This window comes from Caballeronia zhejiangensis (assembly GCF_000698575.1).
Classification (GTDB): domain Bacteria; phylum Pseudomonadota; class Gammaproteobacteria; order Burkholderiales; family Burkholderiaceae; genus Caballeronia; species Caballeronia zhejiangensis.
Window position 1 is genome coordinate 1 of record NZ_JFHD01000037.1, and the last position, 24509, is coordinate 24509.

Genomic DNA, 24509 nt, shown 5'->3' on the forward strand with positions numbered 1-24509 from the left:
CGGGGAAATTTACTTCGACGAAAATGAGGAGTATCTATCCGACGCTGACAGCGGGCGTCGCGAGGTAATGCATGAACTGCTCGAAGCGCATCTGCGTCAGCGGTAAATCGCGAAGTCGATCATTGATAGTCTGTCGATGTTCGGGCTGCGCAAGCACCGCGTAGAGATCACTGAAGTTCAGCTCTTTCAACGCGATCGCTTGGTTGGTTGCTGGGTCGAAGAGTTCCACCGACAACTCCAACAGCATCTCGCGATACGCGGTCAGATGGTTCACAACGGAGATGCCCATCAGCACGGGCGTCACACTGTTTTCAACCTGCTCACCGATCCCTGCTGATCCTCCGCTTCCTTTTGCCAGAAACTCCAGCGCGGTCCACCAATTCACGAGTTTGTTCTCGAAACTTGTCGTATCCGCGCCGGTACGATAGAGGCGGAAGGCAGCGAGCACACGTTCCCGCCCCTCGGATGCGAAGCGCTCGCCGGTGACCAAGCGACCGACGTTTTGAGCAAATACGTCTAGTTCCGCTGCGCTGATCGAAGACTGAGGGTTCGGAACCACCTTGGGAATCGGCAGCAATCGTAGATCACCCCCTGTCGCCGGCGCGATGACGAACTGGTCGGACACCGTAATGTTGGCGCGGTCGTACTCGAATCGCACCAGATCAAGGACGCGATTGATGCGCTCATGGAGCAGTTGACCGGCGGTACGCGCGTCGATCGCGTCGGCTTCACCTTGGGCGAAGAGCCGATGCCCCTGTTCTTTCATGCCGGGGAAAACCGAGACGCCCTCAGGTGCGCCCTGATGGAACGCGATGTCGCCGATCTTCGCGGGAAAGGACCTTGAGTCGGTCACGCCGTCGATCGCAAAGCTTGCGCGCCACGTCCGCCTCTCATCAGTAATAAACCGCGTGAGCAGATCAAACTTCTTGGCGAACACGTAAGCTTTCTTCGGGGGCTTCAGCGGAACGAGCACTTGCCGATAGAGCTGAAACAGTCCCTCAATGCTCTGGCCTCGGGCAATGAGCCGACTGATCAGGCTCCCGGTAAGCGATCGGATCTCTTGGAATCGATCGGACTCTGGGCGCGTGTCTGGGGCCAGTGTGGCGTCTTTAAGCCCACGGATCACCTCGTCAACGTAGTGCTGATGCAGCAGATGCAAATATTCGCGCAGATGCGATTCGAGCAACGCACGCCCTTTTTCGAAGGCACCCTTGTCCGCCTTGTCACCGAAGGACTTGGCAAGCAACGCTCCAATATTTCGCGTTGCGTCCTTGAAGACCGGCCGCGTCAGGACTGCCTCGTTCTCGAGGATGCCAATCGCCTCCCGCGCGACCATCCGGACATCCGCAGTGCTCGCGTGAGACAAATTCATGAGGCGCGTGAGCTCTTCAAGGATATTACCGCGTGCATGACGCGCACCCGGTGTGAGTCCAGCGAATAGGCGTAGGTCATGTTGAACCACACGCTCACAAACACGGACTGTTCGCGGGTCAGCGGAAATTTTGCTATTCTCGGATCGTGCTTCATGCGTTCAGTCGGTTTTTTTGCCTCTCGTCGAGCGGCGAACACTTGCGTCGTTTTGCCCGCACGGCGAGGTCGGTTTCGGTTGACCAGGGAACTTTGGGCGGTTAGAGTACGTCCTACCCAAGCAAGCCCGTCTGGCAGTTGTTGACGGCACGGTTACTAAGGGGTCAGGGGTGTGGGTCTGGGCGGTGTCCCGCTACATTTTCTGTTCCCCAACCCTTTCAAAGGCCCGCCAATCGGCGGGCCTTTTGCATTTGTTGGATGAAATTGTGCCAGAACGAGGGCAACGCGGAGGGCCGTTTCGACACGCCTCTCTCTGCTGTCCGCCGTGAAACAGACGCAAGCGTCATGGCGCAGCCCCTTTGGTTTTCCGTTGGTAGTAGCCGGCGATCTCTTCCAGCATCCGCTTCTTTTCCGCCTGCACGTAAATCGTCGTCGTTTGCAGGGAGGCATGACCGAGCACCTTCTGCACCACATCGACCGGGACCTCGTCGGCGACGGACTGGGTGCCGAAGGTGTGCCTGAATGCATGCGCGTTGACCTGGCCGAGCCGCATCCGGTCTTCCGGATCAAGCGTGTCCATGGTCTCAACCAGCTCGTTCAACATCCGGCAGATCAACCGGTTCAGGCCATCGGCCGTGTAACCCGCCTCGTTCGACTGGATGGGTCCGAGGCCTTGCCCCGCCCGATGCCGTTGCTTCGATGCTTCGGTCCAAGGAATGAAGATCGGCGCGATCAAGGGTCCGCGCGGGACATCACCCTCGATGTCCGCGTCGAACAGCTTCCGTCGATCCGCCCAATGCGCGCGCAGGGCGTCGAGTGTCGCGGCACTCACCGGAACCGTTCGCTCGCGCTGCCCCTTGCCGACGACGGTCAGTTCCCACACCGGTCGATCGAGCGTCCCGTAAATCGATGATTTCAAACTGTCGCACCGGGCGTTCGCCGCTTCTTCACGTCGTAGGCCAGAGTCGCCCAACAGTAAAATTGCCGCCCGCACGGCGCGCCACTGAACGGCGCCTTGGTCAGCCGAACGCGCATCCAACTCGACCCGCAGCTTGCGCCACAACGCGGCCGGCAAAGCGCGCTCGATTTTCATGGGGCTCGCGCGCTTGACCACCACCGGATCGTTGACCGCCTTCCAGGGATTGCCGGCCAGATATCGCACATCGACCCACCAGGCGAAGGCGGTGCGAAGCGCCCGAACGGCATAGCGCTGCGAGTCGGCCGACAGCGATGCCTTGCCATCAGCCGTGGCGGAGCTTGACGAGGCGAAGGGCCGCCAGCGCGGCGAGTGCCGCGCGAAGCGCTCGCCCACGAAGCGCGGATCGGGATCCTTCAGGAAGTCCTTGTATGCCTCGCAGTCATCGACCCGCAGATCGCTCAGCGCCTTGCCGCGCAACACCACCGCCCACAACAGGAAGCGTTCCAACACCTTGGTATAAGCCCGCAGTGTTTTCGGCTGATCCCGAAAGCGATTCAGATACGCGCGCACCGCATCGAGGTCGTGGTTCGCCTGGATGTAGCAGAACGCGGTGGAGCGGTTTTCACCCTTCGCGCCGGACAGCGCGTGCGGCACCGCCAACCGTTCCAGCGGCCCCAGCGTGAGTCGACCGGGTTGCTTCCCCTCCCTGCGCTCGCTCGCAAAATCCGGCACCACCTCGACGAGCTCGTCCGCGACCAGCGGCACGCCATCGTGCTCTGCCGAGTCGACGTCGAGGTCGACCGTGAGCTGCAGGGCCGCCTGCTGCTTGCGCAGCCAGCTGACGATCGCCCGCGCCCGACCGCGACCGATGCGCGGGATCGAGCGCCACCAGCTGGGCCCTCGCCGGTTGCAGAATGCGACCAGCTCACCGAGCGTCGTGATCCCCTCCCCTTTCAGGCGCCGCGCAACGCGCGGACGCAACCACGCACCGATCGCGTGATCGGCGTGCGGCGCGGCCGCGGCGAGCTGCGCGGCCTCGGTGACCATGCGGAACGTGACCGCGGTGAGCTTCGGCTGGCCGTGCTGCTTGATCGACGCGCGCAGGTGCTCGGCGAGTGCGGTCGAGCCGTGGGCTAGCGCGAGCTGCACCAGCGTGTCGCGCATGCCGGTGAGATAGCGCTCCATCGCCGCGGGCGTCGCCGCATGCGGATCCTCGTCCGGGTCGTAATAGGTGCGCGCGATGATCGCCGGCGCGATGCGCTGCACGTACGCGCGCAGCGCCGTGAAATCCTTGGTCGTGAAGCCGCGCGGGATCGCGACGTCGGCGACGTCGGTGACGGTGTTGCCGGAGAGAGTGCCTTTTCCGGAGGAGGCGCGACGCTCAGCCATATCCGCCCTCTGCGTCTTCATCGGGTTCGTCAGCGTCATCATCATCGTCGTCGCCGGGGCCCGCATCGGTGTCGGCGTCGGAATCGGCGTCGTCAGCCCCGCCCATCTGCGGCATCCGATCCGCGTCCGGCGGACGGACGTGCACGCCGAGGTCGGCGAGTAGCGCGTGGGTCTCCGCGAGAAACACGTCGGGCCAGGTCGCGCACAGAAATTCGAAGGCCACGCGCGCGTCGCGCAGCACCTCGGCCAGTCGCGTGTTCTCCGCCGTGCGCGCGGTGACGTCGAAGTCAGTTTCGGCGCGCGCGCCATACATCACCCGCTGCACCAGCGCGACCGCCCCGTCATTGGCGATGCAGTCGATCACCGGGAGAAAACGCGTCTCTTTATATAGAGCGGCGCCGTAAGTCTCGGCGAGCGCGATCACGACCGCGAGTTCCATGCGCGTCGGCCTGAGCGGCAAGCCTCGCGGCAGCGATGGCACCGCGTGGTGGTGGGCCGTGAGCCCGGCAGCCGCAGCGGTGCGTTTCAACGTGATCGCCTCGTCGACGTTGAGCACGACGCGGGCGACCGCGACGCTCGGCGCCTCGGTCGGCCAGCGGTGCGAATCGTCGTGATTCGGGTCGTGATCGAGGTGACGATCGGCGTCGGGCGAACCGTGTCGCGCGCGCTGGCCGTTTTTCTCGTCATCGTCTGCAAACCCTTGTGCCACGGGCCCTCCCCTGTCGCGCGTCTTGGAACAACGCCGATTTTACTCTTGAAACGCTATCCCGATAATAGACATTATAAGGATTGCCAATCAAAACTAGTGTGGCCGTGTTTCGATTGTCACCGCGGCTAATGAATGCTTGAAGGCAGCACAGCTGAGGGTACACGCATACGCGCGGCACCGTGCGGTCTTCCATGTTCGCTGACGACGCCCGATCAGGGGCACGAACTTGCGGATCGCGGTGTTCGTCGATATGTGGAGCAGGTGCGACACGCCCAGGCTCTCGGGCGTGTCGATCGTGAGTTGTGACGAACCTTCTCAGCCGAACCTTCCAGCCACTGCCTCAGCTCAACGACCGTAGAGGACTGGACCTCGCCCGCGGATTTTGCACAACGCTGCGGGCGCTATGTCTGTTGAATGCGTCAGTGATTGCCTCTTCCATGCGACCGCCGGCAATCAAGCCATCATGCTTGGATTGCTCAATCAGGTGTTCAACTGTCGGGCCGCGCATCTGACCGTTACAGAGAATTCCTCGTCCTCGTCAGCTTCGATGTTGAATAGATACAGCGACACTGTTTGGGTCGCATACACTCCCCGTCCGCGTAGGTTGAGAGATACTCCAGTCGTTCTAAGAAACGGGCGGCCACGCCCACGCCTATTGCAAACTCCATTACCGCGGCAAAACGCTCCGGGGCCATGATTCTGAGATCCATTGCAATCCCTAAGTATAGGTGACGTGTTGACTACAGAGTCGCTTGGTATTCGGCGAGCGACTTCTCGATTCATGGTCGCAATGGTGAGGGTGAGTCGGAAATGGCGCGCCTCTCGGTAGCTGCCGAACACGACTAGTGTTCAGGGCGGCTGAATGTCCGAGGTGTCTGAGGCTGCGTGGATTGGCCGACGGAGTCGACCGTGTGTTCAAGTCGTCCAAGGTAGTTCGCTCCGCCTTCTCGCGGCGCAAGTGTCCGGCCATGAGTCGAACCGTGCGAGGCGCTGGGCGTCATCCGGATGCGTGATTCGCGGTCGAACGACCGCAAGCACGGCGCTATAGAACTCGTACTTGTCGGTCTGCCAGGTCGTTGGTTCTGCATAGACCGAACGGGTCGGCCCCCAGAGCGACGCAATCGGTGATGCAGGCCAGGTTTTCGGTGACGGCGTTGCGAGCAACGGTGCCGCTTTACGCACGGCACTCGGATGGCTCACGAACGCTTCAGCAATCAGTTTCGCGCGCGTGAAGGCCGGTTGGAAGAAGCGCCGGCGCCCATTGCACTAGATCTTCGACTGGACGACAGTCGTTACGTCGAGGGGCTTCGAATCTGCTCGTACCGACGGAGAATGGCGTCCCGATCGTTGTTTGGCCTGTCCATGTCGTATAAGTGAGCCATTCGAGTTGCTGCGTCGTTTTTTTGATTGCTCCGCCTGTGTATTGATAGTTACAAGTTCCGTAGCGAGAAATACGAACAGTCGTCGCGGCGGGTAGACCAAGTCCGTTTCGGCCCGAAGATGCTATGTGAAACGAATTTTTTCGAGAACGCTTCAAAAAACCGTGAAACATCGGCGCGCTTTCACGCTCTTGGCCCCACCGGGTAACGGTTTGGGGGGCCTGAGTATTTGCCCCAGACTGTTTCACGCCCGCCGGCACAGCGCACGTAGCTTGCTGAGGTGCTCAGAGACGCTCATGGTCAGTTCTCGCGGGCGCGCGAGCGACGAGCGTTCAATCTCGCTCGGGCGATGAGCGACAGCCACATCAAGGTGCGAATGGTTCGCACCCTCCTCGGGCGTGATCCTCCCTTCCGTGAGTGCTGCGACAAAGCCCACAGCCCACTGCCCTGCTGCACGACGCACCACGCCGTCCAGAAGGCTTTGGACAGTCAAAGTCGTACCGGCATCGGCAACCGTGTAGCGCATTTTGCGGCCGGGGTCGAGGAACGACTGGCCGTCAAGCGCGCGCACAGTCACGTCAGCGTTTGCTCGCGCCCGGTCGGCTTCTCGTACGAGAGCCAGTGTCTCGGCCTTCGCGCGCAGCTGGTGGCCGAAGTCGGTGGTGCTCGATAGAAGCGTGCGCAGGTAGTTGATCGGGCGCTTGGCTTGCCGCAAGTGCGGCCAGCAGACTTCCACGACATCGGACAGACGCTTGCCGGACTCGCGGGCTTCGCGCATCAGTTTAAAAATCAAGAAATCCAAAAAGCCCAGGGACCGCAGACGCTGGAGGTCCTGCGGGACGTGCCCCGGTTGTCTCTTTTGAAAAGCGTTAGGGTTTAGATCCTTAGTATTAGCACCGTCTGCCACATTGGCAGACGGATGCGCAAAACGTTGCGAAACCACAAGCGCATCCTGCTCCTCCTGCGGGTGGCCTGTGGTCTCCTCGCGGGTGTCTTCGATCAGTCCGAGAAGCATCGTAGCCTTGGGCGTGAGATGCAGATAGGCGCGTCCGAACAATCCTGCTTCGACGTAGCGACGCTGCGCGGGGCGCTCGATCAGGCCCGCTTGCTCCAGATCGGCAAGGCTGCGATAGAAGGTGCGCTCGGACTGCATGGCGCGTTCGCTAAGAAGTGTGCGACGGGCAAAGATTTCAGCGAAGGGCTTTTGCGCATCGACGGTCCGTGCCAGTGCGGCGAGTACTGCTCGCGCCCGGGTGGAGATGCCGTCGAGCTGAGCCGCTCGATGAACCGCGCGAAGGATAACCCAAGGCAGATTCGTATTGTCTGTAGAAAAGGCATGGGTTTCAGAAGGGTGTGAGTCACCCTCGCCAGCCGCACAGGGTGCGAACGCGATACGCATGTCAGCGTCCATTTTCAGAAAATGGATGGAATTAACTTGACTGACTTTCGCGTTGCGCTACACTCCGAGTTGTCTAGGCTCTTTACCGATTTCCAGTCGGTGAGTGTCGCGGGGCGCGGTTTCCAGCCAAGCCCTCATTCAAAAGCCTTCGGTTGGCGCCGAAGGCTTTTGTCTTTTCTGGTCCCTACATTTCAGGCCCTCGATGTATCGTCGGGTTTCCCGACAGCAATAAAATCAAACACTTACGCTTTTGCTTCCGCGCGCGACTTGGCGATGGTCTCGAGATGCTCGCGGATCACCTTCTGAACTTCAGCCGCTTCGGCTTCGTCCTTGAACTCCAAGCGCATGACGTTTTTTACGAGTCGGACGTCGCACCACGTGGTCTTGCCTGCCTTGATCTTGAATGTCTCGGGTGTTGCAGCGGGCTTAGCCGGCGCGTCGGTGGCTCGCGCGTATTTCACGGTCTGCCCTTGATCGAGCTTTTTCTCTGCCAGGAGTTTGACCGCGGCAATTACACGCTGGCCTTTCCCCGCCTCTGTTAGTCCAGCGAGTTCTTTGACCGCACTGCTTCCGATCATCGACTTGTTCGCCTCGATCACAGAAAGCGCTTCCGCCGGCAGACGGTCGAACGCGAAAAGTTCGCTCACGAATTGCTTGCTCAATCCCGCGCGCTCGGCGACCTCTGTCTGCGACAGACCAGCGTGACCTTCCTGGAATCGCTTCAGCCCGACGTACTTCTCGTAGTCGGTCAGGTCGGACTGCATCAGGTTGGCGAAGAACGCGCCGGTGGTTGCCTCGACCTCGTCGTCCGCGGTGCCCAACACGCAACGGATCGTAGGTTTGCCGAGGTCCTTATGAGCGTCCCAGCGATGATGGCCGGACCAGATGTCCCACTCTCCATCAGCGCGCGGCAGCACCACGACCGGATGCACGAGCTTGTTGTGTCGCAGGTTCTCGCGCAACTCCGCGTATTTCTCAGGAGCCATATACCGACGACGCCCGGCGACCTCGTGAAGCTTCTCGACGGGTAACTCCCAAGCCTCACCGGAGGGTGCTGCAGATTCCAGAGCCTGGATGCGGGCTAGGGCGTCGGCGAGCTTGCTCTCAGCTTGCGCACGCCTCTCGTCGGACTCGAGAATCCGATTCTGGGCGTTAAGCAGGCGTCCCGGTGACGTCCGGGCGGCTTCTGGCACAGGAGTGTTGGATGGTGGGCTCGGAGGTGATGACGATCCAGAATCGGGTACCGTCATCTTGTCGAACAACCGATCCTTAAACCGCGACATGAGCGACCTCCCGCTTCCAAGCACGTTCGAGATGTGAGTTCACAAACTCGGTAAGTTGATCAAGCGGCTCACGAATCCGCGCGTAGCTGCCGCTGCCCCAGTCCGACTTCGTAGTGTCGTAAATGGTGCAAAGACCCGCGGCCACTGTGGTCTGCACGGAGGACTCGGGCACCACAAACGGCAACAGGCGCTCGCCATAGGCGTCGGCGAGCCACTGTCGGACTTTCCTGGATAGCTCCGTGTTACGCGCTTTGGTCAACAAAATGTTCACGAAGTCGTACTGCTTGGACTCTTCAAAGCCCGGTACGCCCGAAAGCGTCTCAGCCGCCAGATCCCAAAACTGCGTGGAACTGGCGAAGTCCAGACCTTCAGGCGGGCAGGGCATCAGAATCGCATCGGCAGCCACTAAGGAATTGAGCGTGATGTACGAGAGCGAAGGCGGGGTGTCGATGATCACCGCGTCGAACTCAGCGGCCACTGGTTCTAATCCGGCGCGCAGAATGTCCCACCACTTAAAATGAACCCGCTTCTCCAGCGCCTCTGCGATCTGTTTGGGGATCTCGAACTCGGCGTCGAACAACATCGTCGAAGCCGGCACCAAATCGAGGTTTTGCCAGTACGTTTCCTTAACCGCGTAGTGCAGTGTCGGATGGTCACGGTAAATCAGTGGCAGGATCGTGTCTTTGTCCTCGATCTCCGCATCTGGCGCATATCCACAGAGTTGGGTAGCCGAACCTTGTGGATCACAATCGATAACCAAAACGCGGCGACCGCTGAGTGATAGGGCCTGGCCCAACGCGACGGCGGTCGATGTCTTGGCGACACCCCCCTTAAAATTGGCCACCGCTATAATCCGGCCTCGAACGCCTTCCGGACGCGTCGCGCGCTTGGTCGTGCCTCGCACCCATGCGATTGCGTCGGCCAAGGAATACTCTTTGGCTCGCTTGTTCTCCGGCTGATGGCCGTTAGGCAACTCGCCCTTGCGCGACAGATACTTGAACTGATCGCGCGAGAGGTTGCAGAGTGAAATAATGTCGTTCGATGAGAAGACCGGTGCTCTTTTTCGCGGGTACGGTTCGAGCAGCAAGCCACGCCGATGACTGAACGCGCGCTGACTGCGTTCCTTGATTGACAGAAGGTCGGCGATCGATGTGGGCGCCTCGTCGATCGCAAGCGATTTGGAAATGAGGACGTCGCTCTCGGACATTAATTTCCCCTGAGTTTTGGGTGATCACCCTCAACTAGGATCAACGCATTCAAATTGAGGGTGATTTGATTCAGACGGAGCATATTCGTTAACTGGGTTTACTTCAAGTAAACTCTTAAGAGTGAACCTTTGGCGTTGCCAGCCGCTCGACGGCGGTTCTTGGGTGATCTAGCTCTTGACGTCTTTTGTCCCGTCTGCTAGCACGCTCGTTTTCTCGCCTCACAGGCTTCGGTCAAGGTGCTATAGACTTCCGGTACGTGGTCGATCTCCCAGACCCCGCAGATATGTGCGAGCTGGTGGATGATTAATCGGACGGCCGCGTCTTCGCTTGTCGAGACATTCTCTCGGTGGCAAGCGTTAATCGCGCGGACAAGCGTCCGGGTTACGCCGCTGGGGTTACTCGCGCCTTGCTGAATCAGTAGCGCATCTGCAAATCGGTTCGGTGCCACCTCATCGATTTCGCTGGGCATCTGGTCCTCTGTCTGAGTAGTGAATGGGTTACGACCGGGGTAGGGCGCTCAGTCGTATACCCTTTGGGCCAGGGATAAAAAACCGACGAGACATATAGGCCTGCTTAGCAGAAGGCGATTTCCGGACTAGGAAAAGGAGGGAGACTCGGCTCGGACAATGCCGTTATAGTCGAGCTCTTCATAGGAGCGAACATGAAAGAAGAACAAGCTGCCCGCGCCGTTCTGGCCATTCTCAAAGAGCAAGGCTTCGTGGGCGGAGATGTTGCCCACGCCGATGACATTGTTAAGCCCTGGGTAGCCTCCGGTGGCGGTGTCTCGGAACTGAACAACGCCCTTGAAATTTGTAAAAAGAGCGGCTGGCTCACGCCTGACAATCACGGATTCGTCGTCACCGCCGCTGGAACGGCTGCCTAAGGGCATCCGGCGCCGCGCTGTCATCCCTTACATAACCAGCTTCAGTACAGTCGATTACTTCAATGACGGACACACCAGCTCGTGCAGGCCTAACTCCAAGTGAACAACGACGACAAGAGGTCATCGCCATTGAGCGATTTGCGTTTAACGTCACCTTACCGATTCTTCTTGAGGTCGGCGCCGACACGGTTTTGCGGGCAACTGGGACGCTGTTCAGAATTGCGCAACGACGCTTTGTCATCACGGCGCGACACATCTTCGATAACGTAGATCATGAAAAGTTTGGATACCCCGAGAGTCCTCTACAAGGCGGGACGTCCACGTTCGGCACGGCCAATTACATCTTGCCAAAGGAAGAACATGTTGACGTTGCGGTGATCGAGCTACTGGACGAAAAGACGATCCAGTGCCTCGACACAAACTGGCAATACCTTTCGCTTGATAACGTCGCGCCTGTCTCCGGAAGCACGAGTGACAATGCCTTCTTCGTCTCCGGCTACCCGGGATCACTGACGGAGATGGATCGGGGATGGGTGAAGGGCAGGCTTGTCACCGCCTATACACAGCGCATGCGGTCTGTGCCGTCCGGGGCGGAAGACCCCATAGTCCCCGGTCTGGACCTCTTTTTTGACTACAGTGGCGAGGCGACGTCTGTAACGGGGCAACCGATACAAACACCAGAACTTCCGGGAGTGAGCGGGGCGTCTATCTGGGAGGTCGTCGACAACGTATCCGGGGTTTGGTCACCCGAGGCAGCCACACGCGTCGTGGGAGTCCAATCGGCTTATATCCACTCGAAGTACATTCGAGCAAAGAGCTGGCTGGCCGTCGCGCAAGTGCTCGAGCTGGCAGATGAGCAACTCGCGGCGGCTGTCCGTAGCAAGCTCGCCTGACGACGGCATAAAGCGCGCTCCGAAGAGCGCGCTGCAATTGCCTATAACCCACTCACGCGCCGGGGGCGGCTGGCGGCACGTCTTCGTCCTTAGACCGTGGCCTGAGTTGGCCGACGATGTAATAGGCGAGAAATGCGACCGCAACAGCAGTTAAAGTAGACGTCGGCTCCGGCGGCTTGGCCTCAAACATTTTGAAGATCGCCTGGATGAGAAAAGGCGCGCCCGGCCAAAAATAGCTTCGCTTCGCTCTGACGACTTGGACCGCGAAAAGGGCCGTGACCGTTATCATGAATATCGACCACATCTCTTAAGCTCCCTGACGCATCTCTGCACTATTCACGTCTGCTCCTTTCGACTTGGAATCAGAGTGAAATAGGACTCTGACAGAAGGGATAACGGTCACCGAAGCAGGAACTTAAGCGCTATGGTAGAAAGCGCTGACCGTGCGTTGGAGCGTGGGTCTGAGGCCGCCTTCCACTGGCCGCGCAAAGACCGAAAAGAGCTTGGAGACAAAATGAAAATCGAAGTCGTACGTCGCATGAACCTAGCAAGGCATCATCTTGAACTCGCGAACGTGAGCCTGAGATCGGCTAATGACTTGCATCTCTTTTCCGCCGTCAACTTGCTGCAAGACGCGGTCGAAGCGTTTCTGCTAGCCATTGCCGATCATGTTGACGCGCCGCTCGATAAGAATACGCCGTTCGACAAGTACTTCGTTTTGATCGATCAGAAGCTCGCCTCACCGTTGCCTTTCAAAATTCGTCTCATGCAACTTAACCAACTGCGGGTTAATTCCAAGCACCATGGTCTTCAACCAGCGCGCGATGAGTGCAACCGGCTCACGTTGACGGTGCAGGAATTTTTCGATTCGGTCTGCGGTACCGTCCTGGGCGCATCGTTCTCAACCATCAGCGCGATCGACCTTCTCTTGGATGGGGAGGCGAAGGACGCGCTAATCGCCGCGCGCGATGCGCGGGCACAAGGCGATTTGCGGGAATGTGCGATCCAGTGTCGACAGGCTTTGTACGTCGAAATCGAAGGCCACTACAGCGTCGAGGCCTTCAAGTCGGGACAGATGGTGGGGCTGCTAAGCGGCGGGTGGACGGACGCGCCACAGTACGCTCGAAACAAAGCCTATATCGACAAGTACGTGAACGATCCGACCGATTACACCGTGTACATTCGTAGTGAAATAGACCAGAAGCTCTTGAAGTACGGGGCCGATCCCACCACTTTCTGGAATGTGCACGCACTGACGCCCGAGGTGTACCGCACTAAGGACGAGTCACGTTGGATCGTGAAGAATGACTTCGCTAAGCTCGATGCAGCCGTGCTGGCGGACAACATCGAGTACATCTTCAGCTCCACGCTGGACATCATCTTGTCGATACATCGAACACGCCAGCAGATTAAGCAACTGCAACCAGGCAAATTCGTGGTCGAATTGACGCAGGACTGTGTCCCAATTTACGAAAAGGCCGACGTCAACTCGAAGCACGTGTTCGACACCCCTCGTGGCGAGACGCACGTCGAGGCCGATTTTCAAGTCGAAGGACTGAACGGGGATGGCGACTACATCCACGTCTCGTTCTTCGGCGACAAACAGATCGTCTACGGATATATCGAAGCCCGATTCGCTGTCTGACCCAGCGGCTAGAGCACAACGACACATCCCACGGATCCTCCTACATGCAGGTATCGGAGAGCAGAATGGACGAAGTGCTTGCGGCGCGATACGCGCAGATACTGGAAGAGTTCGACCCGGCGTTCTACGACCTCGACGAAGCGCGGCTTCGGAAGCTCTCCACGCCTTTTCTTGTGAACGGTCCTAGAGACGCTACCGCTCGGAAGGTCATGGTCATTGGTCGCGAGTATGGGGCAAGTGGATGGAATGTGAAAGCGCACGAAAAAGGGGCGCGCGCGTACGTCCAAGCGGCACTCGCCCGACATCGCGAAGTCTTCGACGGTTTTCTTGCCGGTAGTACCGGCCCTGGCCTTAGCTTTCCGAACTTTCTGCGCGACCTCGCAAAGTGCCTCGGCACCGCCGACGGACTTATCTACTCAAATCTGCTTTGTGTTGACTCTCGCGGCAAATCGCCCACGAGGTCGAAGTACTTCCCTAAAATCGCAGACTTATCCAAGCGTTTGCTGGACGTACAGATCGATCACTTCAGACCCGATGTGATCATCTTCGCGAACGGCACGAGCGGTGAGCAGGTGCGCATCAGACGCAAGTTCTTTCCAATCAAAGGAAAGGGAAGGGTGTTTGTGAGCCGTCGCCACTGGATGGACATCGGCATCGAGAAGGGCCAGCTCGAAGAGTTCGAACTTCACGGCAAGTTTCTATGCTACCGGATCCAACACCCCGCAAACTGGAGAGGGGATGCCGGCGTGCAGGCCGCGCGCGCACGACGACATCTGCTGGACCTCCTGTCCGCGGGAGCACCGCAAGCGCATGCAGCTGTCGACATCGCCGATAGCGAGAACGCCTGTCCCGCCAACGCCGGATAAGCCATGAAACAACGTGAGCGGCTGAAGCTCTTGGAACGACGACATGCGGCATCGCGCGCCGTCGTCGTTCATGTTGGTCGGGACATTAAACCGTCTTCGGTCGACCGACGGTCGAAAATGGTTGCAATCTACGCGCATCACAAAGCCCTATTCAAACGGCTGGAAGAGGCTTAGCGAAAAAAAAAGACGTACCTCACAAGTACGTCCATACATCCCGCTCGAGTTCGCCATAGAGCGAACTCGAGCGGGATGAGTCGAGACAATCGGCTTAGTGCACGATGCCGGTGTGACGATCGCGGGTGATGCGCAGGCTGCTCATGGCCACCAGTTTCGTGACGGGGGCGAGGTTCAAGAGTTTGCCGGGGTGATTCACACGCAGATACCGCAGATCGTTGTAGATTGTGCCCGGGCACACGCTCAGGAACGCGGCGATGCGCTTGCACGTGAATCCCTCCGCACGCATGCGGGCCGCCCAGAGACGACGCTCCTCGGGGGTGAGCCAAGGCATGCAAAGCTCATGGCCGTCCAGATAGTGACGAATCTCGGTCCGGCTGCCGATCGAGGCCGTCACGATGCGATGTTCAGAAACTGATCCAGTTCGATGATCACACGGCGCTTGCAGGCTTGTCCCTTCACGTAGCTGTCGTCGAGAAACTGCTTGATGCGGTCAGTCATGGTTTTGCGCCCTATCCTCGTTAGTCCCAGACGCGCGCAAAGCTCACCGCCGCCACGTAGCGCTTGCGGCTGCTGCTATACGTGACGTTGTTGGGAGCGAGGTTCTTGTAGAGACTGATATCGGCGCTGGCCTGCGGAATAGAGATACCGAAATACTCGACGAGCACCGAGCGATCGAATTCGCCCAGCGTGGCCAAAAGTACGTCGATCATGCGAAGACGCTGCAGCACAGCGTAGGGGAGGGTGAAGCGGCCTTTCATGGGTTGTTTCCTTCACGTCTGAATTGTTCAAGGCTTATGTGTAGGCATGGTAAAGAGCGACACCACAGCAATAGCGTGTGGTGGGAAAAACAGCAGTGCTTGGATCAGGCGGCGACGGCGCGCCGCAGTGAACCCGGCTGGGCGTTTACGGAGAAGTTGTCGTACAGGAACAGCTTGACCGCTGTCTGTGTGTCATTGGCCAGCAACTGCGTGATGGCTTTGCACAGCTGGTGCGTGAGTTCACCCGTGGGCTCGTTCGCACTGAGGTAACAGTTGCCGGGAGGATGCTGCCTCATTGATGATCAGCAGTTAGCGGCGTGTGCCTTGCTGCCACGCTCCGGCCTGTCCCTCAGCCAGCTACGGCTTCCGTATGCAGGTGGGGGCACTCTTGCAGCCGCTCGCCAGCCGGACGTCAATTCAAAGTAATCCTTGACAATCTGATGTTCATAGAAGGGCGGGCGTGAGCCCGGCGCAGCGAACCCTTGAGGCGCTTTGAATTGACAAGCTGGGACATGGCTGGATGCGGCAGAATGCAGCAACCAGCCATGCAACACAAAGCGAACAATGACGAATCAACTCTTTGAAGCCGCCCTGGGAATCAAGGCACCGTGGTACGTGCAAGGTGTCGACTTTGATACGGCCAAACGTAAGCGGTAATTCCTCCGCATCTGCGTGATCTGTTTCAATATGTTCTACGCACCAGCCAACTAAAAACTGGCCTAACGTAGCACAGATTCAATTCCAAATAACTTATACGAGAATGCTCGTACGCTCGTATAGTTTCGAGAAGAGATGAAACAACAGTGCGCCACCCGTTTGAGTGAATGGGAGATAGCCCAGCTCGTCCAGAACGATGGCGTCGACGTACATCAAGCGATTCGCCAGCTGTCCCGGTTTGCCGGCGGCCTTCTCGGCTTCGAGCTGATTCACGAGCTCAACGGTGGTAAAGAATCGAATTCGCTTCCCGTGATGCTGTATCGCTTCGATGCCGATGGACGTCGCAAGATGCGTCTTTCCTGTGCCCGGGCCACCGATGAACACAATGTTTTGCGCGGATTCGCAGAATCGAACAGTATGGAGTTCTCGCACAAGAGCTTCATCGACATTCGCCTGCGCGAAGTCGAACCCGGCAATGTCACGATGGGCAGGGAAACGAGCTGCGGCCATTTGGTAGTTGATTGACCGGACCTGCCGCTCAGCAGTCTCCGCCTTCAGCAGCATCTGCATGAATTGCTCCGGGTCGAAGTCGTTGTGACGCGCCTGCGCTACCAGTTCGGCCATGCTTGCGCCATTCCGTGAAGCTTCAACGATTTGAGAAGTGCAGCTGTTTCATTCGACATGACCAATTCTCCTCATTGCGCGTAACTCGCAGCCGCTCGTAACGGCGAACGTCTGCAAGCGGTTCGACCTTGAGCGTGATTGCTGTTCTCACAACGTCACCCGGACGCTGCGACGGACTTTTTAGTCGAGCAAGGATGTTGAGGACATGGTCACCGCTCGGGCGTCCGGACTCGAGCGCTAATTCCACGGCGACGAGCACGGCTTCCAATCCATGAACGGGAGTCGCAGCGAGAACCTGAACCATCACGCGGTCGCCACCGGTTTGCTTCAACAAGTATCTCACGCGTGTGGCTCCCGCCTGACCTCGCCGCGAAAGACGTGCCGCTGCCTGAACGGCTTTAATCACCGCGCCAACGCGCTGCGCTTGCTGAGCCCGCTTTCCGTCGCGGCGTCAAGGCGATCAGCATGTGCGCATATCCCAGATCCGTGGCGAACTGCCGAGTTGGTCACCCGTTCCTGACAGTCCTCTCGATCCCTTGGCCCCTTTATCATGACGAGTCCGCCAAATGGCCGAAGAGGTAAGAGGTCGAATCAGCTAAGCACACGGGAGATCCGTCGCGCGCGACGTAATCGAAAGTTACGCAACTAACTATCTTCCGGCGACACGACCGCCTATTCGCTCCCACCGAAGGATGGCATCAGAAAGGAGCGTTGTTGTTTACACGGGGCGTCGGAGGAAAAAATGCGCGCCGTTCCGGCGCGTGAGTTTGTCGCAACATGACGAATGCTTCCGCTGGAGCGGAATTCATTCTGACCCGAAGGCTTTTCCTGCAACTTCGTGAATGGTTGAGCGCGCATGACGCAGCGCGCTCAGATCACATGCCGATGACCAGTTTGCTTCCGATGAAGCCGCCAACGATGCCAGCGGCTAACGCCAATACGGCCAGCATCACCACGAGCCGGCGCGCCTTATGTTCAAATGCGGCATTCCCGGCAACAAGTTGGACGGCGCCACTGTTGAGCTGATTTCCGATCTGTGCGGCCGCAACGCGGCCCGCCTCCATGAGCCTGTCGCTATTCTGCTCGATCACCGACTCAAAATTGAGCTTCGCTGCGAGAAACGCCTTGCCTGCCGCGTCGGTAGTTGCTCGCTCGATCTTGCCGGACAGCGCTTCATCAGCCTGTTCAAAGCGGCGCACAAGCGCATCGGCATCCTGCAAAAGCTCCGCCATCAGCGCTTCGCGAGCGGTGGATACGTTGCCACCCATGACGTACCCCCCCGTTACTTAAACAGCACCTTGTATACGTCGTCCAGGTTCTTGTGCGCGGACTTCGCGAGCCGCTGCGCCGAAAGCATGCTGACTGCACGCGCTTTCACGTCTTCGTCGGTCGCTTCGCGGAGGAGGGCCCGGTAGTCAGTCGCATCCGCGACGATCTCCGAAACATTCTTGTTAAGCACACGCAACCGCTCGAAAATCTCGTTTCTAAAAACCGCCGCTTCCGGTTTCAATGTGAAGCACTTGCGCTCCGCGTGAAGGCCAAAAACCGTACTGAACAAGCGCGGCACATCGCTCGCATCTTCAAGTTCGACCTTGTTGAACACCACACGGATTTTCTTCGGAGGAACGCCAAGCCCGGCCAGTGTCTCGATGGTGTTGACCGTGTCGATCTGCTGTTTCTTCTCGCTCACCGCAGGCACGACAAAATAGTCGAACTCCTCGTGAGAGCCGTCGAACTGGCTCATCTGTTTGATAAATTCCTCGACGTTCGATGCGCCCACATCCACGATGGCCGAGTCGAGCGTCATCAAATCCTCCTGAAGTCCGCCGTAGTCCTTGCCCTTGAGCCGTTCGGCGTTGGAGCCGGATGAGCCCGCATTGATCGTTTCGACCTCAAATTTCGGCGCATTCATGCGCGGTGCGAGCAGATTATCGACCAGCGTGGTTTTTCCCGGATTGCCACTGAAGTTGATGACGGCGACTTTCATGTGCGACTCCTTCGTTGCTGTTTGGCTAGGCGTTCATAACGTGCGAGCTTCTCGGCTTGTTCTGCCGGGTCGGGTTTCATCAAGCGGTCTAGCTCCTGCATCGAGATCGGCCCGTGTGAGGCTACTTGTGCCGATGAATCTGAATCAGTTATCGAAGATGAGTCAGAGTAGTGTCGTTGTGACACTGGATCGGTGGCGCTGGAACGCTGCGCATTGGATTGAATTTTCTGCCCTGTAGTCTCTCGCTCGACCTGCTGCTTCTGCCGGTATCGGTACAAGTAGCTCTTCAATGTGGCTTCGGTCAAATCGATCCCACTCTCTCTCAAAGCCTTCAAAATATCCGCGATCCGCACGCCCGCTGAGATCCTCTGTTCGATCAACGGCATTACTTCGCGTACTTTTGCCGCTTTGGTCTTTGGCTCCAGCGCCGTCAAAGCCTGCATCACGTCACGTTGCGGCATTCATGCATCCTCCGAGCTATTGATACGCAGTCCTGCTGCATCTGATACGCCTTCTTCATACTAGCAACTTGCTTTTGTTTTGCAACCTTTCTGCCGCTGCCTCGCATCTTTTTCGCCTACGCCCTTCGGGCTAGTCGACTATCACGCCCTTAACCCCTGGAGATCCCTGTCCTTAACAGGCCAGAAATCTCAATACACTTCACGCACCCCCTTCGGGGATGCAAAGCCTTGGTTTTATGGGCCTCAAATCAAAAGTGACACTACTTTGGCTCTATAGCGTTGCTATAGGAATTCGCAGGAGAGCTATGTGTTTGCTCACTTGATACCTATAGACAATACTATAGGTAAGAAGAATGAGTTACTCTATTTTCAACAACAGGGATAACCACGCATGAGCACAGGCAAATCGATCCCAGTCTGGTTTTCAGAGGAGGATCGCCGCAGGGTCGAAGAGGCCGCGGCATTGGCGGGCTATAAGCATTTGTCGAAATATATTCGCGATAAGGCGATGAGTCGTGACAGCCAGCGCGAGGTCGCTCGCGACAGCATGGAAGCATGGGCTGAGCGGCAAGAGCTCAACGGTCGGCTCGCGGAGATTGAGCGTAGCCAGACGACTTCACACACACTGCTGGCCGCGCTGCTCTTCCTGATGCGCAAGAAGGCGACGACCGGCGAGTTCAATGATCTCGTCCTTGCATGCAAACACGCCGAGATAAGTACTGCTATGCCGGCGGAATTGCTCGCGGCTTCATCTCCCGAACTCGTTTCGCTGATCGCTCGCTTGACGGAGGAATCGTGATGTCAGGCCTGACCGACCCGATTGAGTCCATCGAATGGATCGACGCCGATATTCAGGCGGCTCTCAACTCACCCAGCATGAGCTACTGGCTCCGCGACGCGCTGCTCAGCGCGTTGCGGCGCGATTGCGTTGACGCGGCTCGCGATGCACAGATCCTGGCCACGTGGCTCGACAGGCGATGTGATGCAGTCCTCAGGCGCAGCAGGAGCTAGGCCGATGCAGAAACACGAAGCGGAAAACGCGACTTTGCTCTTTGGCGTCAGCTTACCGATTGCCGGGTGGCTGGCCGGCACCTATGCCGCGGACGTGCCGCTGCGCCCGCTCCCGGAAGCGCTCACCGCAGCGCTCCATATGACGCCGCACAACCCGCTCCTTGCAAGCGGCGTCGTGCTCGGTCTCGGCCTGGCCGCAACCACCGCGTATTTGCTGCACGAGTACGGCGACGACGGCTTCCGCGGCGCCCGATACCACCGGTGGCTGCGTGGTGCGCGCATGGCGAACTGGCATGGTGTCAAGCAGCAGGTGAAGGCCGCGAATCGCCGCGAGAATCGCCGCCTTCGCTCTGAACTGAAGCGCGCGGCAGCACTGGAGCCAAAGGCGGGTGCCTCAAGTTTGGGTTCAAAAGCGAGGGCAGCAGACTTGCCGCCCATCATGATCGGTCGGATGCCGATGCCATTGCACCTTGAGAACCGGAATACGCTGATTTGCGCGACCATCGGCGCCGGTAAGTCGGTCGCCATGGAATGCATGATCGCATCGGCCGTGAAGCGTCGCGACAAGATGGCAGTGGTGGACCCGAACGGCACGTTCTATTCGAAGTTCAGCTTTCCCGGTGACATCATTCTCAACCCGTTTGACCAACGATCAGCCGGCTGGACCCTCTTCAACGAGATCCGAGGTGTCCATGACTTCGACCGGATGGCCCGAAGCATCATTCCCCCGCAGTTGGATCCGACCGATGAGCAGTGGTGCGCGTACACGCGCGATGTACTCGCCGACACGATGCGCAAGCTGGTCGAGACCAACAACCCCGACCAGGACACGTTGGTCAATCTCCTAGTGCGCGAGGATGGCGAGGTGATTCAGGCGTTCCTCACCAATACTGACTCGCAGGGTTACTTTCGCGAGAACGCGGAAAAGGCGGTCGCCTCGATCCAGTTCATGATGAACAAGTATGTGCGGCCGCTGCGGTTCATGTCGAAGGGCGAGTTTTCGCTTTACCGGTGGGTGCACGATCCGAACGCGGGCAACCTATTCATCACCTGGCGTGAGGACATGCGCACGACACAGCGCCCGCTCGTGGCCACATGGATCGACACAATTTGCGCCACCATCATGAGCATCCCCGACAGCGTCGTACCGCTCGCGCGCCGACTCTGGCTCTTCCTCGATGAGCTGGAGTCCCTCGGCAAGCTCGAATCCTTCGTGCCGGCCGCAACCAAAGGCCGCAAACACGGTCTGCGCATGGCAGCATCGATTCAAGATTGGGCCCAGCTGGACGAAACCTATGGCAAGGATGCTGCGCGAACCTTGCTCGGATGCTTTCGCAATTACCTCATTTTTGGCGGGTCGAACGCGCTCAATACCGACAAGGCGAGCGAGATCCTCGGCAAGCATCAGGTCGAGCGCGTCCAGATCACCACCAACGCAGGCGGCGGTGCCGGAGGCGGCGGCGGAGGGCGCAGCCGCAACGTGGTCACCAGCCCGCCCGAACCGGTCGTCATGGATTCGGAAATCTCCTTCCTGAAAGACCTGGAGGGCTACGTCATGTTTGGCGAAGATTTCCCGATTGCCAAGATCAGGCTGCCCTACGTCAAGTATCCGCATCGCGCCACCGCAATCGAGATCAAGTGACGGAGGCGCGGCCATGCTCAATGTGACGCCCATTCGCGGCAACAACCAATACGCCGCAGCACATTATTTCTCGGCCGCCGACGACTACTACGCCAAGGAGAACCCGGGCGAGTGGCAGGGCGAAGGTGCCCGGTACCTTGGACTTACCGGACCAATCGAACAGGCGCAGCTCTCGCGCCTGTTGAATGGACAGCTTCCTAACGGCGAGCGCATCCAGACGACGTTCGACCCCGTCGACAACAAAAAGCGCATGGGGCTCGATCTCACGTTCTCGGCCCCCAAGTCGGTGTCGATGCAAGCGCTCGTCGCCGGCGACCGCGAAGTAACCGCAGCCCACGACCGTGCCGTGACGCGCGCGCTTGAGCAGGTTGAGCAACTGGCCGAGGCGCGCAAGAAGGTCAAAGGCAAGAGCTACCGTGAGCGCACCGGCAACATGACCATCGCGAAGTTCCGGCACGAAATGAGCCGGGCGAAAGATCCCCAGTTGCACACGCATTCGGTCGTGATGAATATGACGCGACGCGCCGATGGCGCATGGCGCGCACTCTCCAACGAGGACATATTCCGTGTTCAGCATGAGGTTGATGCAATCTATAAAGCCGAACTGGCAAAGGGCCTGCAGGCGATTGGCTACGCCATCCGCCTCGTCGACGACAAAGGCAACTTTGAGCTGGCTCACATCAGCCGCGACCAGATCGAAGCGTTTTCAGCGCGCAGCCGTGTCATCGAAGAGGCGTTGGCGAACGAGGGCAAGACGCGCGCGAGCGCAAGCACGCTCGAAAAGCAGGTCATTGCGCTTGCGACGCGCCCGCGCAAGGACGAGTCCGACCGAGAGATCGTCAAGCAATATTGGGTCGAGAAAAGCCGCGAGCTCGGTATCGACTACGGCTCGCGTTCCCAGCTCGACGGGCGCAGTTATGACGCAAGGGATGGCCGCGAACACCGAAGGCAAGCTGAGATCGCCGACACAAGTGGCGCGGCAGCAGGACGGATGAACAGCAGCGTTGATGGTCGCGCCGGGAAACGCACTGACTCCGGCGACCGCGACCGCGTTGCCGCTACGAGTCTCCCGGCGGGAATTACGCCCGCGCAGGCGGTCGTGCAGTACGCGATCCATCACCTGACAGAACGTGAAGCCGTCGTGCGTGAGAGTGTCTTGATGGCGACCGCGCTGCGTCGGTCCGTCGGATTGGCGGGTCCCGGCGAGGTACGCGCCGAAATCAACCGTCTGGTCGGGCAGGGCGCGTTGATCGAGGCGGTGCCGGCCTATCGCTTGGCGGAACGAAAGGACGGCCCCGCACTCTCGTCCGCCGGTTGGAGAAATTATCTGCAAGAGCTCAAGGGGTGGTCGAACAAGCAGGCGCAGCAATACATCAATGCCGCGATCGAGCAGGGCTCGCTCGTTCCCGCCGAGAAGCGTTACACGACACAACAGGCGCTCGCCCGCGAAAAGGCCATTCTCGCGATTGAGCGCACCGGGCGCGGCGCTGTGACACCGATTTTGGCCATCACCACCGTCCGGTCAGCACTCGAAGACTCCACGCTCAATGCGGGGCAGCGTTCGGCGGTCGAGGCCATTGTTGCCACGAGCAACCGATTTGTGGGCATTCAGGGCGATGCGGGAACCGGGAAAACCTACACCGTCAATCAAGCCGTCGCGCTCATCAAGCAGGCATCGTCCTCAGCGATGCGAGAGGGCTACCGCACGGTCGCGCTCGCGCCATACGGCAATCAGGTCAAGGCGCTCAAGAACGAAGGTCTCGAAGCGCACACCCTCGCCAGTTTCCTTCGATCCAAGGAAAAGCCGGTGGACAGCAAGACGATCATCGTCTTGGATGAATCGGGCGTCGTCGGCGCGCGCCAGATGGAGCAAGTCATGCGAACGGTTGAAAAGGCAGGTGCGACAATGGTGTTGATCGGCGACACCAAACAGACCGAGGCGATCGAAGCAGGCAAACCATTCGCCCAGCTTCAACACAATGGCATGCAGACCGCGCGCATCAGCGAAATACAGCGACAGAAAGATCACGAACTGAAAGCGGCCGTCGAACACGCGGCCGAGAGCCGTGTTCACCAATCGCTCGCGCATCTCAAGCATGTTGAGGAACTGAAAGAGCCAGCGGACCGACACCGCGCCATTGTGAATGACTACATCAAGCTCACCGAAGCTGAGCGCCGTGAAACCCTGATTGTCGCCGGCACGAATGAGGCACGCCGGGAAATCAACAAAATGGTGCGCGAGTCACTGGCGCTCACCGGCAACGGACGGGAGTTCGAGACCCTGACCCGTGTGGATATGACGCAAGCGCAGCGCCGCTTCGCGCCGAGCTATCAGCCCGGCATGGTGATTCAGCCGGAGAAGGATTACGTGAAGGCCGGGTTGATCCGCGGCGAAACCTATCGCGTCGCCGAAGCACTCCCCGGCAATGCGCTAGTCTTGTCGCGACAAGATGGCACCACGGCTACGATCAACCCGCGTAAAGTGACGCAGCTCAGCGTCTATCGCCTTGAGCGAGCGGAGTTGTCTGTTGGAGATACCGTACGGATCAACCGTAACGATTCGGGCCGTGATCTCACCAACGGTGACCGCATGCGCGTAACGGGCGTGATCGGCGGTGTCGTAAGCCTCGAATCGGTCGAGCAACGCAATGGTCGGTCAGTGCGGTCGTTGGAGCTACCGATCAGCCGACCGCTTCACCTGGAGCACGCGTATGCTTCGACGGTCCATAGTTCGCAAGGCCTGACCAACGATCGGACTCTGATCGCGCTCGACACCAAGAGCCGCACGACGTCGATGAATCTGTATTACGTCGCGATCAGCCGAGCGCGGCATGAGGCACGCGTCTACACCGATTCGATGAAATCGCTGCCCGCTGCAATCGCACGCCGCTTCGACAAGACGACAGCGCTGGCCATTCAGCGAGAACGCGAACTGCAGCGCCGCGGGCAAGACATGCAACCACGAGGCGCGGCCGAGGGGAAGCAAGCGTTGGAACGTCAATCGCTCGGAGATCAACGCAAGCAACCGGCCAACGGTCGCAAGCCCTCAGAATTTGGTCGATTTGGATAGTCTTCGCTTTGACAGACGAACA

General features: G+C 58.9%; 21 protein-coding genes and 2 pseudogenes. 8 read left to right on the plus strand and 15 right to left on the minus strand.

Going from position 1 to position 24509, the window contains the following annotated elements:
- Positions 1-34 precede the first annotated feature (34 nt).
- The 6 genes from BG60_RS29575 to BG60_RS29600 form a co-directional block, all read right to left on the minus strand.
- Positions 35-1372: a hypothetical protein gene (locus BG60_RS29575; RefSeq protein ID WP_034473690.1), complete on the minus strand. Its 1338-nt coding sequence runs from the start codon at positions 1370-1372 to the stop codon at positions 35-37.
- A gap of 498 nt (positions 1373-1870) precedes the next feature.
- On the minus strand, positions 1871-3835 hold the full coding sequence (locus BG60_RS29580; protein WP_008345259.1) for a site-specific integrase: 1965 nt from the start codon (positions 3833-3835) through the stop codon (positions 1871-1873).
- Positions 3828-4544, minus strand: coding sequence for a hypothetical protein (locus BG60_RS29585; protein WP_008345260.1), 717 nt, complete (start codon positions 4542-4544; stop codon positions 3828-3830). Before BG60_RS29585 ends, BG60_RS29580 begins: the two co-directional genes overlap by 8 nt.
- A 1623-nt stretch (positions 4545-6167) precedes the next feature.
- Positions 6168-7322, minus strand: a complete 1155-nt coding sequence (locus BG60_RS29590; protein WP_034473697.1) for a hypothetical protein — start codon at positions 7320-7322, stop codon at positions 6168-6170.
- A gap of 242 nt (positions 7323-7564) precedes the next feature.
- Positions 7565-8605 carry a ParB/RepB/Spo0J family partition protein gene (locus tag BG60_RS29595; protein ID WP_235366323.1) on the minus strand — a complete coding sequence of 347 codons (1041 nt, stop codon included), beginning with the start codon at positions 8603-8605 and terminating at the stop codon, positions 7565-7567.
- Positions 8592-9812, minus strand: coding sequence for a ParA family protein (locus BG60_RS29600; RefSeq protein ID WP_008345263.1), 1221 nt, complete (start codon positions 9810-9812; stop codon positions 8592-8594). Before BG60_RS29600 ends, BG60_RS29595 begins: the two co-directional genes overlap by 14 nt.
- A gap of 662 nt (positions 9813-10474) precedes the next feature.
- Here BG60_RS29600 and BG60_RS38390 point away from each other — a divergent pair.
- The gene (locus BG60_RS38390) at positions 10475-10696 is read left to right on the plus strand and encodes a hypothetical protein (protein WP_144403805.1); all 222 of its coding nucleotides are present in this window, start codon (positions 10475-10477) and stop codon (positions 10694-10696) included.
- Between the two features lie 62 nt (positions 10697-10758).
- Entirely contained in the window at positions 10759-11589 is an 831-nt protein-coding gene (locus tag BG60_RS29615) for a hypothetical protein (RefSeq protein WP_034473692.1), read from the plus strand.
- Between the two features lie 52 nt (positions 11590-11641).
- On the opposite strand, the gene BG60_RS29620 is transcribed toward BG60_RS29615, so the two are convergent.
- On the minus strand, positions 11642-11893 hold the full coding sequence (locus BG60_RS29620) for a hypothetical protein (RefSeq protein WP_008345267.1): 252 nt from the start codon (positions 11891-11893) through the stop codon (positions 11642-11644).
- Between the two features lie 210 nt (positions 11894-12103).
- Here BG60_RS29620 and BG60_RS29625 point away from each other — a divergent pair, with 210 nt between their 5' ends.
- Together BG60_RS29625 and BG60_RS29630 are read left to right on the plus strand one after the other, a co-directional pair.
- Entirely contained in the window at positions 12104-13234 is a 1131-nt protein-coding gene (locus BG60_RS29625; RefSeq protein WP_144403806.1) for a hypothetical protein, read from the plus strand.
- A gap of 65 nt (positions 13235-13299) precedes the next feature.
- Positions 13300-14100, plus strand: a complete 801-nt coding sequence (locus BG60_RS29630; protein WP_144403807.1) for a hypothetical protein — start codon at positions 13300-13302, stop codon at positions 14098-14100.
- Positions 14101-14368: 268 nt separating this feature from the next.
- On the opposite strand, the gene BG60_RS29635 is transcribed toward BG60_RS29630, so the two are convergent.
- The 8 genes and pseudogenes from BG60_RS29635 to BG60_RS29665 form a co-directional block, all read right to left on the minus strand.
- The gene (locus BG60_RS29635) at positions 14369-14671 is read right to left on the minus strand and encodes a helix-turn-helix domain-containing protein (protein ID WP_033537004.1); all 303 of its coding nucleotides are present in this window, start codon (positions 14669-14671) and stop codon (positions 14369-14371) included.
- A 124-nt stretch (positions 14672-14795) separates the two neighbouring features.
- Positions 14796-15035 carry a BrxR family helix-turn-helix transcriptional regulator gene (locus BG60_RS29640; RefSeq protein WP_008345271.1) on the minus strand — a complete coding sequence of 80 codons (240 nt, stop codon included), beginning with the start codon at positions 15033-15035 and terminating at the stop codon, positions 14796-14798.
- Positions 15036-15139: 104 nt separating this feature from the next.
- Positions 15140-15331, minus strand: coding sequence for a hypothetical protein (locus BG60_RS29645; protein WP_008345272.1), 192 nt, complete (start codon positions 15329-15331; stop codon positions 15140-15142).
- 457 nt (positions 15332-15788) lie between these two features.
- A pseudogene (locus tag BG60_RS29650) lies at positions 15789-16375 on the minus strand (ATP-binding protein); the annotation flags it as partial.
- A pseudogene (locus tag BG60_RS37280) lies at positions 16339-16650 on the minus strand (hypothetical protein); the annotation flags it as partial. The pseudogenes BG60_RS29650 and BG60_RS37280, both read right to left, overlap by 37 nt.
- 541 nt (positions 16651-17191) lie before the next feature.
- Entirely contained in the window at positions 17192-17584 is a 393-nt protein-coding gene (locus BG60_RS29655; RefSeq protein WP_008345274.1) for a hypothetical protein, read from the minus strand.
- A gap of 14 nt (positions 17585-17598) precedes the next feature.
- The gene (gene stbB, locus BG60_RS29660; protein ID WP_008345275.1) at positions 17599-18303 is read right to left on the minus strand and encodes a StbB family protein; all 705 of its coding nucleotides are present in this window, start codon (positions 18301-18303) and stop codon (positions 17599-17601) included.
- Complete coding sequence (locus BG60_RS29665) at positions 18300-18764, minus strand: hypothetical protein (RefSeq protein ID WP_008345276.1); 465 nt, start codon at positions 18762-18764, stop codon at positions 18300-18302. Before BG60_RS29665 ends, stbB begins: the two co-directional genes overlap by 4 nt.
- Before the next feature lie 391 nt (positions 18765-19155).
- On the opposite strand from BG60_RS29665, the gene BG60_RS29670 reads away from it, so the two are divergent.
- From BG60_RS29670 to mobF, 4 genes are read left to right on the plus strand one after another with little or no spacing between them, the layout of a single operon-like run.
- Positions 19156-19563 carry a hypothetical protein gene (locus BG60_RS29670; RefSeq protein ID WP_008345277.1) on the plus strand — a complete coding sequence of 136 codons (408 nt, stop codon included), beginning with the start codon at positions 19156-19158 and terminating at the stop codon, positions 19561-19563.
- Positions 19563-19775 (plus strand): hypothetical protein, encoded by a 213-nt coding sequence (locus BG60_RS29675; RefSeq protein ID WP_008345278.1) that lies wholly within the window; start codon positions 19563-19565, stop codon positions 19773-19775. The genes BG60_RS29670 and BG60_RS29675 overlap by 1 nt, the downstream gene beginning before the upstream one ends.
- 4 nt (positions 19776-19779) lie before the next feature.
- Complete coding sequence (locus BG60_RS29680; protein ID WP_008345279.1) at positions 19780-21417, plus strand: type IV secretion system DNA-binding domain-containing protein; 1638 nt, start codon at positions 19780-19782, stop codon at positions 21415-21417.
- 13 nt (positions 21418-21430) lie between these two features.
- Positions 21431-24487: a MobF family relaxase gene (gene mobF, locus BG60_RS29685; protein WP_008345280.1), complete on the plus strand. Its 3057-nt coding sequence runs from the start codon at positions 21431-21433 to the stop codon at positions 24485-24487.
- The last annotated feature ends 22 nt before the right edge of the window (positions 24488-24509 follow it).

Coding starts and splice junctions, on each gene's coding strand:
- BG60_RS29580 (WP_008345259.1), bottom strand. CDS start 3,835: ATGGCTGAGCGTCGCGCCTCCTCCGGAAAAGGCACTCTCTCCGGCAAC.
- BG60_RS29680 (WP_008345279.1), top strand. CDS start 19,780: ATGCAGAAACACGAAGCGGAAAACGCGACTTTGCTCTTTGGCGTCAGC.
- BG60_RS29600 (WP_008345263.1), bottom strand. CDS start 9,812: ATGTCCGAGAGCGACGTCCTCATTTCCAAATCGCTTGCGATCGACGAG.
- BG60_RS29625 (WP_144403806.1), top strand. CDS start 12,104: ATGAAAATCGAAGTCGTACGTCGCATGAACCTAGCAAGGCATCATCTT.
- BG60_RS29655 (WP_008345274.1), bottom strand. CDS start 17,584: ATGGGTGGCAACGTATCCACCGCTCGCGAAGCGCTGATGGCGGAGCTT.
- BG60_RS29645 (WP_008345272.1), bottom strand. CDS start 15,331: ATGAGGCAGCATCCTCCCGGCAACTGTTACCTCAGTGCGAACGAGCCC.
- BG60_RS29595 (WP_235366323.1), bottom strand. CDS start 8,605: ATGTCGCGGTTTAAGGATCGGTTGTTCGACAAGATGACGGTACCCGAT.
- BG60_RS29675 (WP_008345278.1), top strand. CDS start 19,563: ATGTCAGGCCTGACCGACCCGATTGAGTCCATCGAATGGATCGACGCC.
- BG60_RS29670 (WP_008345277.1), top strand. CDS start 19,156: ATGAGCACAGGCAAATCGATCCCAGTCTGGTTTTCAGAGGAGGATCGC.
- BG60_RS29590 (WP_034473697.1), bottom strand. CDS start 7,322: ATGCGTATCGCGTTCGCACCCTGTGCGGCTGGCGAGGGTGACTCACAC.
- stbB (WP_008345275.1), bottom strand. CDS start 18,303: ATGAAAGTCGCCGTCATCAACTTCAGTGGCAATCCGGGAAAAACCACG.
- BG60_RS29575 (WP_034473690.1), bottom strand. CDS start 1,372: ATGAATTTGTCTCACGCGAGCACTGCGGATGTCCGGATGGTCGCGCGG.
- BG60_RS29615 (WP_034473692.1), top strand. CDS start 10,759: ATGACGGACACACCAGCTCGTGCAGGCCTAACTCCAAGTGAACAACGA.
- BG60_RS29630 (WP_144403807.1), top strand. CDS start 13,300: ATGGACGAAGTGCTTGCGGCGCGATACGCGCAGATACTGGAAGAGTTC.
- BG60_RS38390 (WP_144403805.1), top strand. CDS start 10,475: ATGAAAGAAGAACAAGCTGCCCGCGCCGTTCTGGCCATTCTCAAAGAG.
- BG60_RS29665 (WP_008345276.1), bottom strand. CDS start 18,764: ATGCCGCAACGTGACGTGATGCAGGCTTTGACGGCGCTGGAGCCAAAG.
- BG60_RS29640 (WP_008345271.1), bottom strand. CDS start 15,035: ATGAAAGGCCGCTTCACCCTCCCCTACGCTGTGCTGCAGCGTCTTCGC.
- BG60_RS29620 (WP_008345267.1), bottom strand. CDS start 11,893: ATGTGGTCGATATTCATGATAACGGTCACGGCCCTTTTCGCGGTCCAA.
- mobF (WP_008345280.1), top strand. CDS start 21,431: ATGCTCAATGTGACGCCCATTCGCGGCAACAACCAATACGCCGCAGCA.